11 protein-coding genes and 3 other annotated features are annotated in these 19,296 nt (G+C 29.3%); of the genes, 2 read left to right on the plus strand and 9 right to left on the minus strand.

Features of this window, described 5'->3' with window-relative positions:
* Positions 1–160: 160 nt before the first annotated feature.
* Positions 161–363, minus strand: a binding site (T-box leader).
* A 103-nt stretch (positions 364–466) separates the two neighbouring features.
* Genes H2684_RS02260 through H2684_RS02275 form a run of 4 tightly spaced genes read right to left on the minus strand, consistent with a single transcriptional unit; the run spans position 467 to position 7,265 of the window.
* Entirely contained in the window at positions 467–1,180 is a 714-nt protein-coding gene (locus H2684_RS02260; RefSeq protein WP_182087742.1) for a SprT family zinc-dependent metalloprotease, read from the minus strand.
* 47 nt (positions 1,181–1,227) lie between these two features.
* The gene (locus tag H2684_RS02265) at positions 1,228–4,416 is read right to left on the minus strand and encodes a type I restriction endonuclease subunit R (RefSeq protein ID WP_182087743.1); all 3,189 of its coding nucleotides are present in this window, start codon (positions 4,414–4,416) and stop codon (positions 1,228–1,230) included.
* Positions 4,417–4,438: 22 nt separating this feature from the next.
* Complete coding sequence (locus H2684_RS02270; RefSeq protein WP_182087744.1) at positions 4,439–5,734, minus strand: restriction endonuclease subunit S; 1,296 nt, start codon at positions 5,732–5,734, stop codon at positions 4,439–4,441.
* Positions 5,735–5,747: 13 nt separating this feature from the next.
* The gene (locus H2684_RS02275) at positions 5,748–7,265 is read right to left on the minus strand and encodes a type I restriction-modification system subunit M (protein ID WP_182087745.1); all 1,518 of its coding nucleotides are present in this window, start codon (positions 7,263–7,265) and stop codon (positions 5,748–5,750) included.
* Positions 7,266–7,641: 376 nt separating this feature from the next.
* Here H2684_RS02275 and H2684_RS02280 point away from each other — a divergent pair, with 376 nt between their 5' ends.
* Positions 7,642–9,315: an aryl-sulfate sulfotransferase gene (locus H2684_RS02280; protein ID WP_182087746.1), complete on the plus strand. Its 1,674-nt coding sequence runs from the start codon at positions 7,642–7,644 to the stop codon at positions 9,313–9,315.
* Positions 9,316–9,329: 14 nt separating this feature from the next.
* Here H2684_RS02280 and H2684_RS02285 read toward each other — a convergent pair whose 3' ends face one another.
* From H2684_RS02285 to H2684_RS02305, 5 genes are all read right to left on the minus strand, one after another.
* Complete coding sequence (locus H2684_RS02285) at positions 9,330–9,719, minus strand: hypothetical protein (protein ID WP_182087747.1); 390 nt, start codon at positions 9,717–9,719, stop codon at positions 9,330–9,332.
* Positions 9,720–9,833: 114 nt separating this feature from the next.
* Positions 9,834–11,492 (minus strand): dihydroxy-acid dehydratase, encoded by a 1,659-nt coding sequence (ilvD, locus tag H2684_RS02290; RefSeq protein WP_182087748.1) that lies wholly within the window; start codon positions 11,490–11,492, stop codon positions 9,834–9,836.
* A gap of 126 nt (positions 11,493–11,618) precedes the next feature.
* Complete coding sequence (ilvB, locus tag H2684_RS02295) at positions 11,619–13,319, minus strand: biosynthetic-type acetolactate synthase large subunit (protein WP_182087749.1); 1,701 nt, start codon at positions 13,317–13,319, stop codon at positions 11,619–11,621.
* Between the two features lie 29 nt (positions 13,320–13,348).
* Positions 13,349–14,362, minus strand: a complete 1,014-nt coding sequence (gene ilvC / locus H2684_RS02300; RefSeq protein WP_182087750.1) for a ketol-acid reductoisomerase — start codon at positions 14,360–14,362, stop codon at positions 13,349–13,351.
* Positions 14,363–14,616: 254 nt separating this feature from the next.
* Positions 14,617–14,813, minus strand: a binding site (T-box leader).
* A 579-nt stretch (positions 14,814–15,392) separates the two neighbouring features.
* Positions 15,393–15,588, plus strand: a binding site (T-box leader).
* A 237-nt stretch (positions 15,589–15,825) separates the two neighbouring features.
* A complete protein-coding gene (locus H2684_RS02305) occupies positions 15,826–17,991 on the minus strand; it encodes a DNA topoisomerase III (protein WP_182087751.1) in 2,166 nt (721 codons plus the stop codon).
* Between the two features lie 277 nt (positions 17,992–18,268).
* Between H2684_RS02305 and H2684_RS02310 the strand changes: the two genes are divergently transcribed.
* On the plus strand, positions 18,269–19,222 hold the full coding sequence (locus H2684_RS02310) for a 3D domain-containing protein (RefSeq protein ID WP_182087752.1): 954 nt from the start codon (positions 18,269–18,271) through the stop codon (positions 19,220–19,222).
* Positions 19,223–19,296: the final 74 nt, after the last annotated feature.

Genomic DNA, 19,296 nt, shown 5'->3' on the forward strand with positions numbered 1-19,296 from the left:
TCTCTCCTCATAACAGATATAATTTTTATAATTAAGAATTGCATAAAAATTTTAATTATAAAGAATTTTTAAACATTAAACTATATAAAATAAATACACTACACACTAAATATTGATAAATTTAAAGTAATTAAAAATTAGCACAAAAAAACAGCCTTACTCATGAGGCGAGAAAGTCTGTCCGCGGTACCACCCAAATTTATTACTTATTTTAATAACGCTTTACACGGCACAGCCTACTTTAGTAAATTTCAGCCTGCAACTTAAGGACGAGTTCAATACAAGACATCTATGGGATTTCACCAAACTCCCACTCTCTAAAAGATAATCACTGTATCTACTATTTCCCATCATAGTTTTTACTTTAATTATAGTTTTTATTTTTTAGATTGCATACATTGTAATATAAATTTAATTATATGTCAATAGATAATTATAAAAAGATTATTTATATATGATTGATAAACTAGAAATCCATTCTAACACCATAATTTCTCAACCATTCTTTTCTCATTTCATAATCTGGAAGTACAAGACCTACAAGCTTCCAAAATTCTTTTGAATGGTCTTTATGATACATATGACACATTTCATGAACTATTATATAATCAAGAGCATTGGATTTAGCCATAATACACCTCCAATTAAATAACAATTCATTTTTTGATGTGCAACTTCCCCATCTTTTCTTCTGCTCTTTAATTCTAATATTAGTAGGGTATATATCAAAAAATTTTTGATAATATTTAACCCTTAACTTTATTACTTCATTAGCCTTAGCCCTATACCACTTTTCCATAGCATTTCTAATATCTTCGGCATTTCTACTATTTGTTTTAACTAAAAACTTACCACGATACAATTTTACTTCTGTTTTTTTTAAATTTGAATCCGCTTCTATTTGTAAAGAGTAATTTCTCCCTAAGTACATAAATGATTCACCATTGACAAATTCTCTTTTAATATGTCTGTATTGCATATGTTTAAAAAAAGATATCTTTTTAACAATCCAACTTCCTTTACTTTCAACTTTTTTGAGTATTTCATCTTCTTTTGTACCAATTGGAGCAGTAACAGTAATAATATTAGGCGGCTTTATGGAAATTTCCATTGTCTTTCTATTTTTAAAAATCACATTAAATGCTATATTTGTTGTTCCATATGTTAACTCCAATTTCATTATCTAATTTCCTCTCTAGTAAAAATTATAAATAATTCTTAATTTGATTACATAATTACTGCAAAATGTATCTTTGCCAAACTTAGTAAACGTTGAGTCATCTTTTTTCTGCTTTTAAGTGGTATTTGTTTAAAATACTTCTTATTAAGCAGCATAAATATTGCTCTTTCTATATCTGATGTTTTAGTTTGATTATTAGTCCAATCTATTACATAATTATCTTCAACTACTTTGCTTACATCTACTGCTATATTTTTAGACAGCTCTATAATGTCATTACTTATATAGACTTCCCTTTCTTCTTTAATTCTATCATCTTGAACTTCTTCATCTTCTATATATTTTTTTACAACTTCAAAGAATGCATATTCTTTTTCATCTAATCCAAGACTCTCTGATTGGGACTTTGTTCCCTTTTCCACATCTTTTTTGATAAATTCTTCAAGTTTCTTTTTTCTTTTAATCCAATCATTTTCCGTTTCATCAAGTATCCTTTGAAGTTTTTCCAATAAACTTGTATAAAATACAGGGTTATCCTCCATTTTTATAGTAATGGCATGTTTTACAGCATGTTCCATAGCAGATGCCTGAGCTTCATCTGATTTTAGTGTATCTATCTTTGTCTTAAAGTCATCCTCAAATAATGTAATTGGCTCTATCCACTGAATAACTCCAAGAGATTTTAAGTGTTCCTCTATTATTTCTCTTACTTTCTCACCACAGTCACTTATATCAATTTCCTGTTCTGGACTATATTTTGCTTTAGCTCCTGCTCTAATATAACTAAGCCACTTTAAATCATTTAAAATATCTGTTCCTACATGGGAAGGCAGTAAGGCTTCAACAGCACTTGAAAATCTTTTGTATCCTATTTCAAATTCCGCTCTTTTATCTTGCATTTCTAATACTTTTATTAATTCATCAAGATTATTTTTATCTTTACCCTTAAATAAATTCATTACATCTTCTCTATAAGAAAGCATTTCTTTGTATAAGTCTTCCATTGATTGCATAGGTTGTCCCAAATCTTTTTTATCAAATATTGCCAAGGCCTCCTCCAAATAATCTGAAACTCCGTAATAATCTATAACATATCCACATTGTTTCACAATACTTGCCTTTTTAACCTTATCTATATCAACTTTACGGCTAATATCCATTGTACATGTTCTATTTACTCTTGCAATTGCTTGCAATAAATTATGTTCTTTTAATGGCCTATCAAGATACATAACCTGTTCTATTGGTGCATCAAAACCAGTTAAAAGCATGTCTTTTACTATAATGAAACAGAGTTTATCTTTTTCAATTGGCTGCTTAAATCTATTAATTATAGATTCTTGTTCTTGTTTAGAAGTGAAATGTTCTTTCAAATGAGTTGGATCATTTTCCTTGCCTGAAAATATAACCTTACATTCCAAATCCTCTCCTATAATATCTTTCATATTTTCTTTTAAGGCATTGTAATATTTAACACAAGCTTCTCTACTTATACAGACAACCTGAGCCTTAAATCCATTTGGCATTATATTATCTCTATAGTGCTTAAGTATATCTATGGCAATACTATTAATTCTACTATCCGCTTCAACTATTGCTTTCTTATTTGCATACTTTTGCTTTATTGCCTCTTTTTCCTCATCACTTTTATTTTCAAAAGTTTCATTAAATAAGTCATCTAAACTATCACCTTTTATGTGAAGTTCTGGCCTTCTTCCTTCGTATACAATTTTTACAGTAGCACCATCATCTACAGCTTGTTTAATACCATATTTATCAATGTATCCTCCAAAAGTTCTTGGTGTTGATCTGTCCTTTTTATCAATAGGAGTACCAGTAAATCCTATAAAAGTTGCATTAGGAAGAGCTGTCCTCATATTTGAAGCTGTATCTTTATACTGGCTTCTATGAGCTTCATCTGAAAGTACAATAACATTTGATTTAGTAGTTAAAACTTCATAAGGCTTAATAAACTTCTTTTTAACTTTTTTACCATTTTCAGTTATTTCTTTTTCTTCTGTTTCATTTTCAAACTTTTGAATAGTAGTCATTATAATTTTAGGTTGAGCCTTTCCTAAAAGTTCTTTCATCATTGATATTTTTGTAGCTCTCACTGGAGTAGTAATCTTTGATAAAGTTCTAACAAATGTATTATAAATCTGCTTATCTAAATCAATTCTATCTGTTACAACAACTATAGTAGCATCAGAAAGATCTTTAGTTCTTTTTATTTTTCTCGCAAGCATTACCATAGTAAGAGATTTTCCAGAACCCTGTGTATGCCAAACAACCCCACCTCTTGATAGTGAGTCTTTACCTTCTTTCAATCTCTTAATAGCTTTATTAACAGCTCTAAACTGTTGATATCTACATATTTTTTTAGTAGTTACACCACTATCTGTTTCAAATATTAAAAAATTCCTCATTATATCTAAAAGATTTTTCTTCTCTAACAATCCTTGAATAAATATATTTTGTCCAAAATCTTCTACGTCTTTAACCATATCTTTAGTAAATGGATATGGATCTTTCCACTCTAAATAGTGATTATACTTTGAGCTAATTGTACCTAAATAGGCATGATATTTATTTAAAATTCCTGTAAAAAAGTTAGTATAGAAAAGTCTTGGATTACCTTCTATAACATTGTTATCTCTTTCATTCATGTATCTTTTAAGCTGCTCAAAAGCTTCTTTTTTACCTATATTCTCATTTTTAGCTTTTTCTAAAAAAGGAGATTTACATTCAAGTACAACTACAGGAATTCCATTGACAAATAAAACTATGTCAGGATAAATAGATTTCCCACATTGAGTTTTTACTTGAAACTGCCTTGTAACTAAAAAATCATTGTTGTCTACATTGTCCCAATCAATGAAATGTACTGTTTGAGGCTTTTTTTGCCCATTTCCATAAATATCTTGATCTACAGTATAATTTAAATCTACAATAGCGTCATAGAGCTTTTCATTTATTTCTAAAAGACTTGTACCTAAATTTTCCGGCCTACTTAAAAACCTAATAGATTTATGAATATTTCCTTCATCCATCCAAGGATTTAATCTTTTTAATGCTCTTTTAAGTCTTTTAACCAATATAACCTCATTTAATGAATCACGTTCTCCATTTTCAGGTATTAACTCTTTACCGTGAACAAAATCATATTTTAAAACATCTTTTATGTATTCAATTGCTGGAATCTCTACTAAAGTTTCCTCATTTCCTAAATAAGACATAAATTTCTATCCCTCTTTTCAATTATACCTTCACTCTAATTTTCCCTGTCAAAAGTTTCTGCATAAGTCCCTTTTTAAGCTCTTTAAGTTTTTCTTTCTTAGATTCATATTGATCTATTTGTTCATCTACTGAAGACAGGATGGAGGCGATTTTTTGTTGCTCTTTTAGTGCTGGTAATGAAACTAAAATGTCCTTGGTGTCATTTGGACTAACTCTTTTCCTACTTCCTGTTGTACCTTTTTCTCTTAGCAACAATTGATTTTGAAAAACATCAGATAAAAAATACTGATAATAATAGCTAATATCTATAATATTTTTATATAATGGAACATAATTAATAAATTCGGTAGAACAAACTTGTATATTTTTCTTGCTATAAGTTACTTTCCACACTCTTTTTATTCTCGGATTAAGCTTAGAAACTAATATAGAATCTTTTTCAATTATAAATTTATTACTTCTTATTTCTTTACCATTTTGAATTATAGGTGTTCTTGCTTCATCATACGCTGGTATACTATAGTGTAAAAATTCCTTATCATATTTATATGGCTTAATGCTTTTACTGTTTATTGAAAATATTTTTCCTAGCTTCCTAACTTCCCACTCCACAGGTATCCTTCCTATTTCCGTATCCTTAAACCTACTATGTCCAATTCCCTTTGTAAGAAACCTCTGCATAAGCCCCTTTTTCAGTTCCTTTGTCTTTTCTATAAGACTGTCAGTGATTTCTATTTGTTCATCTACTGAGGATAGGATGGATGCAATTTTTTGTTGTTCTTTTAAGGGTGGTAAACAAATTTTTAATGGATTTATATGTTTGTTGTTTATTTGTGGTACTGCTGTTGTATCTGCAAATTTTTTTAACTCTATAAACTTTAGTTGATAAAATAAATATTCATTATTTAATCCATCTTTACATTTTAGCCCCATTATATTAGTATCAAAGTATCCAGCATTTTGAAGTATAGCAACCTTATTTGTAAATATAGATGCTCCTCTCTTAGGAAACACAATCATGCCCTTAGGCATTAAATTATACTTTTCTTCATCAAAGTAAGCCTTAGATTTATTTAAATATTTCTCAGTATAATTCATATCATCAACTTTGTAAAATGGGAAACTACCATAATCATGTAGATTAAATTTACTTGGAGAGTTTCCACTTCTTATCTCTACTTTTTCTCCTAACTTCTTTACTTTCCACTCCTCTGGTATCTCCCCAAGCTCCGTCATCTTATATCCCCTTTTACAGCTCTTATCTTTTAATTCTTCATTCTTCATTTTTAACTCTTCACTCTTATACTCTCTTTCCACTGCCATCACCACCTTAAATATTGTCAAATCCAAGTTCTTCAAGATATTCATTAAGTTTTTCTTCTGAATCAGCCATCTTTAGCTTTAGCTCTCTTATGTCTTCCAATACTAAGTCAATATCTACTTCTGGTTCTGGCTCAGTGGTATCTACATATCTACTTATATTAAGGTTATAATCATTTTCCTCTATAGTTTTTAAGTCAACTACACTTGCATATTTTTCTACATCTTTATATTCATCAAATGTTTTTACTATTTTTTCAATATCTTCATCTCTTAATTTATTCTTATTGCCATCTTTAACAAAATCATTGCTGCTATCTATAAATAATACCTTATTTTTTCTATCTTCATCTTTATTTTTATTTATTACAATTATAGCCGCTGGAATACTAGTACCGTAAAATATGTTCTGTGGAAGTCCTATTACTGCTTCTATTAAATCATCTTTTAAGAAACCTGTTCTTATTTTCTTCTCTGCTCCACCTCTAAACAAAACACCATGAGGAACTACAGAAGCCATTTTACCTTTAACATTTAAACTTGCCACCATATGGGATACAAATGCTAAATCTCCATATGATTTTGGTGGTAATCCATATGAAAATCTATTAAATTCATCAGCACTTGCTTCTTCATGTCCCCAATTTTTTAGTGAGAACGGTGGATTTGCAAGGACTTTATCATAGGTTTTAAGGACACCATTTTCTATATGTTTTGGCTCACGAATAGTATCACCTTTTCTTATATCTGCTCCTTTAGCACCATGCAGCAGCATATTCATCTTACAAATAGCCCAAGTTGAAAGGTTTATTTCTTGTCCATAGAGAGATATATTTTTATTGTTTCCACCATGTTCTTTTATGTATCTAATGCTCTGTATAAGCATACCACCAGAGCCACAGGTAGGATCATATATTCTATCACCTTCTTGTGGCTTTAATAAATTAACCATTACTTTAACTACTTCTGTTGGAGTATAAAATTCTCCACCTTTTTTGCCGCCTTCATCAGCAAATTGTTTAATTAAATACTCATAGGCATTTCCTAAAATATCTTCTGATTCTATATATTCATCAGCTAAATTCATACTATCAAATATCATTAATAATTGACTTAATTTTTTATCAGGAACTCTTTCTTTATCGTTGTAATTTACCGTAGTTAATACACCTATAAGCTCACTGTTTTTAGGTTCATCTTCAATAGCCTTAAATGCTTTATCAAGTTCTGGACCTATATTTAAATTTAAGTCTTTTAATTTATCCCATCTGGCCTGTTCTGGAATGTAAAAAGTTTCATAAATAGAAGGATCATTGAGAATCTCTTCAACTTCCTCTTCCACCATTCCCTGTTCTTCAAACTCTTTTTTCATAATATTTCTTTCAAAGCTGAATTGGTCATTCATTCGTTTTAAAAATAACATTCCAAATATATAATCCATGTACTGTGTTGCAGATAGTTCTCCTCTTAAAACATCAGCACACTCCCAAAGTTTTGATTCTAATTGCTGCAATGTAAGTTTTTCCATAATCTTCTCCTTATTATTCTGATAAAATAACTTTATATTCAACTAAAATACATATTTTTTTAAAACTTTTACCTATTTTATATTTTATTCTTACCTTTTATTAAAATCAATATAACAGTAATTTATAAAACAAATCACAATAAAAGAACTTACTAGGTATAGCTTTATAAAAATACTAAATCTAGTAGGATCTTTATATTAATTTCATTATAAAATCTACAATATTAGCCAATAAATGTAATTATATTTACATCTATTAATACAATCTTTACAATATTGTAACTTTATTGACTAAAAAAGCTGATAATATTTTTTTAATTGAGTGTATTAAATATTAATTACTATAAATAAAAAGGTATTGGTGAAAGGGGAAAATATGAAAAGAAAAAAGATTTTTATTGGTATAGCAGCATGTGTTGTAATTTTCATAATAGGTTTATATGCTTCACAACACTATGGGCTTAAAAACAAACTATTCTCAAGCTATGATATTGATATTACAAAAAACGAATCAATGGGTAATGATATAATGACTGTAAGTAAAAGTGACAATGTTTCAAAATGGGATGTAGATTATCAAGAGGCGATTGAAAATAAAATTGAAACTCTCTTGAATGAAAAGAATTACACTCTAGATGAACCCCTTTTAATTTACAATCCATTTGAAACTAATACTTCTTCTGTAAATGCTTATTTTAATACTGACACATCAGTAAAAATACAATATACTGTATCTGTAAATGATGACAGTATAAATGATTTTACAAGAACTCTCTACACAGGTAGTAAAAACGAAACTACTAAAACTCATGCTTATCAGATTATTGGACTAGTAGCAAATAAAGAAAATACTATTACATTAAAAGCACTAGATGAAAATAATAAAGTAGTAGGTAAAAAAACCTTTACAGTAAAAATGGGTAATTTGAATTCAGATGATGTACCAAAAATATCAATTGAAAAAGGCGAAAGTACAGCGGCCTTATCTAATGGATTATATACTATGTTATCTCATGATAGATTCTTAGATCCAACTATTTATATGATAGATAATGATGGAATCATAAGATCAGAAATTCCATTAAAAGATGACGCTGCATATAGAATAGTTTATTCAAATGATAATAATATGATATTTAGCTATTCAAAAAATAAACTTGCATCTGTAAACAGGCTTGGACAAATCGAAAAAATATATGATTTGGGAAAAGACTGGTCAATACATCATGACTATACTTACGATGAGGAAAATAACTGTTTAGATATTTTGGCCACTAAAAACAATACAGGAGTAATTGAAGATTGCATTATAAAATTGGATTTAACATCAGGAAAAGTAACACAGCTTATGGACTTTAAAGACTACATGAGCGACATAGAGAAAAAAGCCTCTACATTAGAACCGGATGAGAAAAAAAATGAAGAAGGTGTTGATTGGATTCACTTCAATACAATACAACTTATTGACAACAAAGATTTGATTTTAAGTTCTAGAGAACTTAGTACTATAATACGAGTAAATGACATTTATACTAATCCAACGTTAAAGTACTTCATTGCAGATGACAGTGTATGGGATGGGACAAAATACGATAAACTCAATTTAAAAAAAGTAGGAAACTTTGTATCTAATGCCGGTCAACACAGTGTAACTTATATTGAAGATCCATCTTTAGAAGAAGGACAATATTATCTAATTATGTTTAACAACAACTATAATGGAACCAAATCACGTCCTGATTTTGACTGGAGTGCATACCCTGGTACAGGTAGTATAGATAAAGGTGAAAAGTCTATGTTTTATAAATATCTTGTAGATGAAAAAGCTGGAACTTATACACTTGTACAATCTATAGATTTGCCATATTCTCCTATAGTAAGTAGTGTTCAGGAGTATAGTGGAAATTATGTTGTAAATTCAGGTTATCTCAACCATGTTTATGGTGAATATGACATTTCTGGAACCCCAATAGTTCAATTTAAATATTCAGCTAAAAATATGGGATATCGTGTGTATAAGTACTCTTATGAAAACTTTTGGTTTCAATAATGTAAAAGAGCTGCTTAAGTAAGCAGCTCTTTTACATCTTTATATATGAGCATATTTGAAATGCCACCATAATACCTTATTATACCATCTATAACTACTATAGGTGGATAAAAACCCCTATCAATAACCTCTTTAACTCTCATCTTTTCATTAGACTTAATTCTCTTATCATTAAGTTCTACAAAGTTCACTTCAACATTTTTAGATACGTCAGTAGTTTTTAAGAAGTTCTTAACACTTTTACATAGACCCTCTGCAGTATATTTAGGATTCTCTTTAGATCTACAATTTTTACAACCACTGCTTAACCTACATGAACTACATGATGAACCATTATGACCTGCACACCCTGATTCCAGCAACTCATTTTTGTAACCATATATATTAACCATTATTGTATCCATATAATTTTAATTCCCTTCATAAAATAGTGAAACTACTAATTATGATTATACCATATATACTTTCCTAAAAATTAAAATTATATTTGGCAATATATATTTATTTAAAAATAACAGTTACTTTAATATAGCTCCTGTATTTGCAGATGTAACAAGTTTTGCATATCTACTTAAATATCCTTTTTTTATTTTAGGTTCAGGTTTTACATATTTTTCTTTTCTCTTTGCAATTTCTTCATCAGATACTTTCAATTCAAGTTTTTTATTTCTTATATCTATAAATATAGTATCTCCTTCCTCAACAAGTCCTATTAAGCCACCTTCCATTGCTTCTGGAGATATATGACCTATAGATGCTCCCCTTGTTGCACCGGAAAATCTTCCATCTGTCAAAAGTGCTACATCTTTATCGAGTCCCATGCCGGCTATAGCAGAAGTTGGTGATAGCATTTCTCTCATTCCAGGCCCACCTTTAGGTCCTTCATATCTTATTACTATTACATCACCTTTTTTTATCTTGTTTCCAAATATAGCACTAACTGCCTCTTCTTCTGAATTAAACACTCTTGCAGGGCCTTCATGTACCATAACTTCCTCAGCTACTGCAGATTCCTTTACTACTGCTCCATCTGGTGCAAGATTTCCCCTAAGTATAGCTATTCCGCCTTTTTTACTATATGGATTTTCAACACTTCTTATAACATCGTAGTCCAAAACTTTATGCTCTTTTATAGTTTCTCCAACAGTTTTTCCAGTTACAGTCATACAATCTTCCTCAATTAATCCAAGCTTTGAAAGTTCATTCATTACAGCAGGTATTCCTCCTGCCATATGTAAATCTTCCATATGATGTTTTCCGCTTGGACTAAGTTTTGCTATACATGGAGTTTTTTGACTTATTTCATCAAATAAATTCAAATCTAGTTTTATACCAGCTTCATGTGCTATTGCTGGAAGATGAAGTACAGTATTTGTTGATCCTGCCAGTGCCATGTCTACAGTTATTGCATTTTTGAAAGACTCCAAAGTCAATATATCACTTGGTTTTCTATTTTTATTTACACAATCCATTACATACATTCCAGCATATTTTGCAAGCTGATTTCTCTCACCTGTTTGTGCTATTGCGGTACCATTTAAAGGCAGCCCCATGCCAAGTACCTCAGTAAGACAATTCATGCTATTTGCTGTAAAAAGTCCTGAACAAGATCCACATCCTGGACATGATTTTTTAGCTTCTTTCTCCAATTCTTCTTCGCTTACTTTTCCATCACTACAAGCTCCAACTTTCTCTATACATGTGCTAAAATCTAATACCTTGTCGTTAAGTTTTCCAGCTCTCATAGGACCACCGCTAACTACAACAGTAGGTATATCAAGTCTTGCAGCTGCCATAAGCATTCCAGGCACAATCTTATCACAATTTGGAATCATAACTAATCCATCAAATCCGTGTGCAATTGCCATAGTTTCAATAGAATCTGCTATAAGCTCCCTACTTGCCAGGGAATACTTCATTCCAACGTGCCCCATTGCAATTCCATCACAAACTGCAATTGCAGGAAATTCCATAGGCGTACCTCCAGCCATTGCTACTCCAAGTTTTGCAGCTTTGGCTATTTCATCTAAGTGCATATGACCTGCTACTACTTCATTTTGGGAATTTACTATACCTATAAGAGGTCTTTTAATTTCTTCGCTAGTATATCCCATACCATACATAAGAGCCCTTGCAGGAGCAGCCTTAACTCCTTTTTTTACTGAATCACTCTTCATTACAAAATACCTCCTTAAATGTACAAACTATTGACGTAAAATTTTATAAAATCTATATTAATTAAGCCCCTTTTTATTTATACTAAGCCCCTTTTTATTTACGAATTTATATTTAAATTTAAAATATCATCCTATACTTTCCGTTATAGACGCCCCTGGTGGAACTATTGGAAACACCTTTTCATCTATATTAATATTAAACTCTATTATAACTGGTTCATTTGCCTTTAATGCAAATTCTAAACTACTTTCAACTTCACTTGTCTTATTTATTCTTAACGATTTAATTCCATAAGCTTCGCCTAATTTTACAAAATCAACATCATGAGTAAGTTCCGTAAAACAATACCTTTTGTTATAGAACATCTCTTGCCATTGATGTACCATACCAAGACTTTCATTATTCAATACAAGTTGAACAATTGGCAATTTATATTTTGAAATAGTTGCAAGTTCTGTAGAATTCATCTTAAAGCTACCATCTCCGGCTACATTTATAACCTTTTTATCCGGATTGCCAAGACACGCACCAATTGCAGCTCCAAGGCCAAATCCCATTGTTCCAAGTCCCCCGGATGATATAAACGTTCTAGGTTTTAAAAATTTAAAATATTGCGCAGTCCAAATCTGATTTTGTCCTACTTCCGTGGTAATAATACAATCTCCTTTAGTCAACTTATAAAGTGTATTTATGATTTCTCTCGGATGAAGTTGAGTTTCATCATCTAAATGGAGTTTTGAATACTTTATTTCTTCATTTTCCTTTAATTTAACTATTTCATCCATCCAACTGCTGTGATACTGCCTATTAATCCTTTCATTTAACTCATGAAGCACATTTTTTATATCTCCCATTAATGGTAGAGTTATGTCAACATTTTTACCAAATTCCCTTTTATCTATGTCTATATGAATTATTTTTGCATTATTTGCAAAAGTACTTACTTTACTTATAACTCTATCACTAAATCTTGCACCTATTGCAATTAAAAGATCACATTTGCTCACTGCATAATTTGAACAATGACTTCCATGCATACCGACCATTCCAGTATAATTCTTTCTATTGCCAGGGAATGCCCCAGTTCCCATTAACGAACAAGTAATTGGAGTATCAAGCTTATCTACAAATTCCATGAGTTCTCTTTCTGCTCCAGATGAAATAACCCCACCACCTACATATAACATAGGTTTTTTGCTTTTATTTATAATTTCAACAGCCTTATCTAAATTATTCTTGTATTCATTTGAAAATAAATTATATCTAAATTCATTTTTCGTATAATTATTTTCTTCATCTTTACTTTTTAATGAATCATAATTAATTTCAGAAACCTGAACATTTTTAGGAACTTCTATAACTACAGGTCCTGGTCTTCCTGTAACAGCTATTTTAAAAGCTTCATCTATTATACTTTCAATATTTGAAACATCATCAATAGTAAATGTTTTCTTTGTTATTGATTTTGTTATACTCTTTATGTCCACTTCCTGAAAAGAATTTTTTCCAATTAAACTTACAGGCACCTGACCTGCAAATACTATAATTGGTACAGAGTCCATGTATGCAGTAGCAATACCCGTAACAGTATTTGTAGCACCAGGTCCTGAGGTTGAAATGACAACCCCAACCTTTCCTGTAGACCTAGCATAACCATCTGCAGCATGAGCTGCCCCTTGCTCATGCGCAGTAATTATATGTTTTAATTTATCTTGCATATCATATAATGCATCATATATAGGTAAAACTGCTCCACCTGGATATCCAAATATAGTATCAACTCCATGCTTTACTAATGATCGTAAAAGCACTTCAGCCCCCTTCATAGTATCACAGCCTCCTTTTTATAATAGATTTATTCATTTGAAGGATTTGGATCTATCCATGACATCATTGATCTAAGTTCTTTACCAACTTTTTCAATTTGAGAATTTTCTTCAATTCTTCTTCTTGCTGTGAATCCTGGTCTTCCAGTTTTATTTTCAAGCAACCATTCTTTTGCAAAAGTTCCATCTTGAATTTCTTTAAGAACCTTTTTCATTTCAGCCCTTGTGTTTTCATTTATTATTCTCTTGCCTATCTTATAATCTCCATATTCAGCAGTATCACTTATAGAATATCTCATCTTGGATAATCCGCCTTCATATATTAGGTCAACTATTAACTTCATTTCATGTAAACATTCAAAATATGCATTTTCAGGAGCATATCCTGCTTCAACTAATGTTTCAAAACCTGCTTTTATAAGTTCTGAAATTCCTCCACAAAGTACTACTTGTTCACCAAATAAATCAGTTTCAGTTTCAACTTTAAATGTTGTAGTCATAACTCCTGCTCTTGTTCCACCTATTCCTTTTCCATAAGCTAAGGCAATTTCTTTACCTTTTCCAGTGAAATCCTGATGTACTGCATAAAGACATGGAACTCCATTACCTAATGTATATTCTCTTCTAACTATATGTCCTGGTCCTTTAGGTGCAATCATAAGAACATCTATATTTTTAGGTGGTACTATCTGATTAAAATGGATATTGAATCCATGAGCAAAGAATAATGCATTTCCTTCATCTAAGTTATCCTTTATACTTTCTTCATAAACTTGTTTTTGCTTTTCATCTGGCAAAAGTACTGTTATAATATCTGCTTTTTTAACAGCTTCTGCTGTTTCATATACCTTAAATCCATAGCCTTCAGCTTTTTTCCATGACTTACTTCCTTTATATAAACCAATTATTACATCAAGTCCACTATCTTTTAAATTTAAAGCATGAGCATGTCCTTGACTACCAAATCCAAGTATAGCTATCTTTTTTCCTTTCAAAATATCCAAATTTGCATCTTCATCATAATAAACTTTTAATTTTTCCATAATATCTTCCTCCTATAATTTAAATTTATAATAATTTTTATATAACAATTAATATCTTTATATAGCAATTAAAACAATCTAAAAAACATAAACTTTATATTTAAAATATTGAATAAAATATTGTGATAATTCTTAATTTTACAAACATTTTTTATTCAAAACTTACCCAAATGTAATTTATTTTTTTATATAAATTTTCATGTAAATAGTAAATAACATAAAACTTTATATAAAAAAAGCAACCAACATTCTCTGCTTGGGGCGAGAAGTTTGGTCGCGCGGTACCACCCAAAATTTTTACTCAAAGTAATAACGGTTCTACCGATAAGGCCTACTCAAATTTCAACCCACGACTCCAAGGCTACCTTCAATAGTTAAATTTATGAGCTCCCACCAAATCTCACTCTCTAAAAAATTATAGCTATTTACTCTTCCTTTTCATTGTCTTTATACTCTACAATCATGCTAACAAAATAAATCCAAGCTGTAAAAATAAAAACTAATTTTACAACTGAATACTCAGGTAATAAAATATTCACTTTGAATATTTACCTAAAATACTAAATAATACAATTATTTAGCACGAACATTATTACTTTAAAATTTATTTCTTAACAATTTATCAAATCAATATTTAGTGTATGTGACGATAATAATACCTTATGGACAAAATGTCAATAGTTTTTTAAACTTTTATCAATTTTTTTGTCCATTATTTTTTACTACATTATTATGGATTTTTAAAATAGAATTAAATATATATGCATATATATGCATTATATTCATTGATAATAATCAATTATAATAATCCTAATAATTCTAAAATATAGACAATATTTTAGAATTATTTTAATTAATATATGAATATATTAAACATTTAATAAAAAATTACTATATTTAATGAAAAATACATATATAATTGACTAATATTAAAAATAAAATTAAAATCTCAATTATTGACATAAATATTTTTTTATAGTATAGTAATCAATAAAATAATCACAATTGCAAAATTTCATGTTCAAACAATATAAAAACAGTGACGGAGAAGAGTAAACAAAAATATGCTTTCAGAGAGTAGGAGTTTGGTGCGATCCTATAAGCTAAAGTTGTTGAAAATCACTCTAGAGTTGCTAACTGAAATGTAAAAAGTAGGTTATGCCGGCAATGCCGTTATATATACGAGTAATAATTTGGGTGGTACCGCGGTAGATTTCGCTCCATAAAGCGATTTCTACCTTTTTTTATTTTATACTCTAATTTCACTTTAAAATTTAAACAATTTATTCAATCAATATTTTAGTGCTTATTAATGTGTATTTTATTATATAATTATATATTATTTAAATATATTAAATTTTGAAAACTCAATATATTTGCTATTTTCTCTTCATTTAAAATTTTATAAACTGTATTTATTATTACTTTAAATTTATTTCATATTTAGTGTTTTATTATTTTATTTAGTTTTTATTTAATTTGCTAAGTGCATCAGCTAAAGCCGAATTTATAGGTTTTTCGTTTTCTTTTTTCATCTTTTTCATTATATTTGAGATTTCCTTTTTATTTGCTATATTGGCTTTGTTGTCAAACCGTTTATTGAATGATGCAAGCTTTTCTCTAAATCCACAATTACTACATATATATATTTGTCCACTACCATTTCCTCTAATTTCAAGCTTTTTGTGGCATTCTGGACACCTTATATTGGTAAATTTACTTACATTTTCTCTATAATTACAGTTTCTATCTTGACAAACATTTATAATACCATGTTTTCCTTTGACTTCAAGCATATATTTACCACATTTAGGACACTTTTTACCTGTTAAATTATCATACCTAAATTTATTTTTACTTGATTTAACGTCATTTAATAATTCCACTGCATACTTTCTCATGTCACTTGAAAACTTACTAGAATCCTTTTTACCTCTGCTAATTTCATCTAGCACATTTTCCCATTTAGCTGTGAGAAGTGGTGACCTTAGTCCTTCTGGGACTAAATTAACAAGCTGCTTTCCTTTTGATGTAGGAATTATTTCTCTACCTTTTTTCTCTATATAAAACATGTTATAAAGCTTATCTATTATATCCGCTCTAGTTGCAACTGTACCTATTCCGCCCGTTTTACCAAGTGTATTTGCGTATACTTTATCTATTTTTATATACTTTTGTGGGTTCTCCATAGCAGAAAGCAATGCTGCCTCATCAAATCTTGATGGTGCTTTTGTGTATAGTTTATCAAGTTTTGCAGATACTACATCAAATAAATCACCTTTTTTTATATTTAACAGACTGGTTTTTTCTACTTTATTTTTCTCATCATAGATTTCTTTCCAACCATAATTATTTACTACATTCTCTTTATAAATAAATGTTTCTCCTGAAATATCACCTTTCATTGTAATTTGGGTATAATCATAAGACGGAAGCATAACAGATATAAATCTCTTTACTACTAAATCATATATATTTCTTTCTTCAAATCCCAATTTAGAAATTTGAATGCTCTCTTCAGTTGGTATAATTGCATGATGATCCGTAACTTTACTGTTATCTACAAAATTTTTATTTGCCTTTATACCTTTTTTTAATACTTTACTTACAAATTTTTTATATTTGGGAATTGAAATAGCATTAAGCCTTTCCTCTAATGTTTCAACTACATCTTTTGAAATATATCTTGAATCTGTCCTAGGATATGTAAGTATCTTATAATTTTCATAAAGCCTCTGCATTATAGATAATGTTTGTTTAGCAGAATATCCAAATATTTTATTTGCATCTCTTTGAAGTTCTGTTAAATCATAAAGCTTATTTGGCATTTGTCTTTTCAAATTTGATTTTACATCTTCTACTTTAAATTTCTTTCCTTTTATTCTAGAGAGTATCTTCTCTGCTTTATCCTTATCAAACAAATTACTGTTTCCTTTTGAATCAATCCATTTAAGTTTAAAAGCAGCTGTTTGAGCCTCTATATTATAATAACTTTTAGGTTTGAAATTTTTTATTTCATTTTCCCTATTAACTATCATTGCAAGAGTAGGAGATTGTACTCTTCCTGCTGTAAGTTGTGCATTATATTTACATGTAAGTGCACGAGTTACATTTAATCCTATAATCCAGTCAGCTTCTGACCTACATTTTGCTGCTTTATACAAATTATCATACATAGATGCAGGTTTTAAATTCTTAAACCCATCAAGTATAGCTTTCTTAGTTTGTGAAGAAATCCACAATCTCTTCAGTGGTTTCTTTACATGAGCCTTTTCTATTATCCATCTTGCTACAAGTTCACCTTCTCTTCCTGCATCTGTAGCAATAATTATTTCAGATATATCCTTTCTATTCATCTGTGACTTTACTACATTGAACTGTTTACTTGTTTTCTTTATGACAACAGTTTTTAAGTGTTTAGGAAGCATAGGTAAATCTTCCATATTCCAAGTTTTATACTTTTTATCATAGCTTTCAGGATTGGCTAATGTAACTAAGTGACCTAAAGCCCATGTAACTACATATTTATTTCCTTCAAGATATCCAAAGCCTCCTCTGTTACATTTAAGCACTCTTGCTAAATCTTTTCCTACAGAAGGCTTTTCTGCTAAAACTAATATTTTACTCATACTAAATTCCTTTCATATATCATATATTATTGAATCAAACAAAATTAATTATATTAAAACCTGACTATTTTAATCAAGTAATTTTACATTCATTATACGGTTTATTATTTTTATTTACAACACTAGTATAATTTCCATAAATTATATAATATTATATAATATTGGCTTTAACTTGAGTTTCTATAAACTTTAATGTTATAATGAAAAGCAGAACTATTTCTACATATAGAACTTCATGAAAATTAAGTTCTATAATTGTATATAGGGAGGAAAATAAATGAGTAAAAAAGTGTTATCTGCATTTGTGATTTTAGCAATATGTGTTATGATTAATAACAGTGTATTTGCTTCATCTACTCAATTAAAACAAACACAAGATAACAAAGCAAAATTGCAAGCAAAAGTTAACCAACTAAATGCACAAATTGATTCAGTTATAAATAAAATTAACAATAACAAAGCAGCTATGAATAAGATAGCTAAAGAAATTGAAATTACAGAAGAAAAACTTAAGGATGCTGAAAATGCTTCAAAATCTCAAAATGAACTATATAAAAGTAGAATAAGAGCTATGTACATAAACGGAACAAATGGATACCTTCAAATATTACTTACATCAAATAGTCTAAGTGATTTTATATCAAGACTTGACACTATAACTAGAATAATTAAATTTGATACGGATGTATTAAATAAACTAAAAGAAAATGAACAAGCAATCTCTGAAAAAAAGCAATCTCTAATTGCAGAAAACAACAGACTTAAAAAAATAAAAGAAACAAATCAAAGTATTTTATCAAAATTAAATTCAGATATACAAGCACAAAAAATTCTTCTTGCAAACACATCACAAAAAGAGGAAGAATTGCTTGCTCAAGAGAACAGTAAGCAAGTGGCATTAAATAGTGCATCAAGTTCTAATTTCAGTGGAGTTACTTTATCTCGTGGATCTGGATTAAATTCAGTTTCAAAAGTAATTTCAGTAAATGCAACAGCTTATTCCATTAGTGGAATTACTGCAAATGGGATGAAGACTTCAAAAGGAATAATAGCAGTGGATCCAAGAGTTATACCCCTTGGCTCTAGAGTATATATTGAGGGCTATGGATATGCTATAGCCGCTGATACAGGAGGTGCTATTAAAGGAAATAGAGTTGATCTTTTCTTTCCATCTAATTCAGATGCACAAAATTGGGGAATGAAATCCGTAAATCTATATATACTTAAATAACAAAATAAAAATTTATATAATTAAAACCGATAGTCCTAAGATTATCGGTTTTATAATTATATATTATTAAATTA

The organism is Clostridium sp. cel8 (assembly GCF_014050525.1).
GTDB lineage: Bacteria > Bacillota > Clostridia > Clostridiales > Clostridiaceae > Clostridium_B.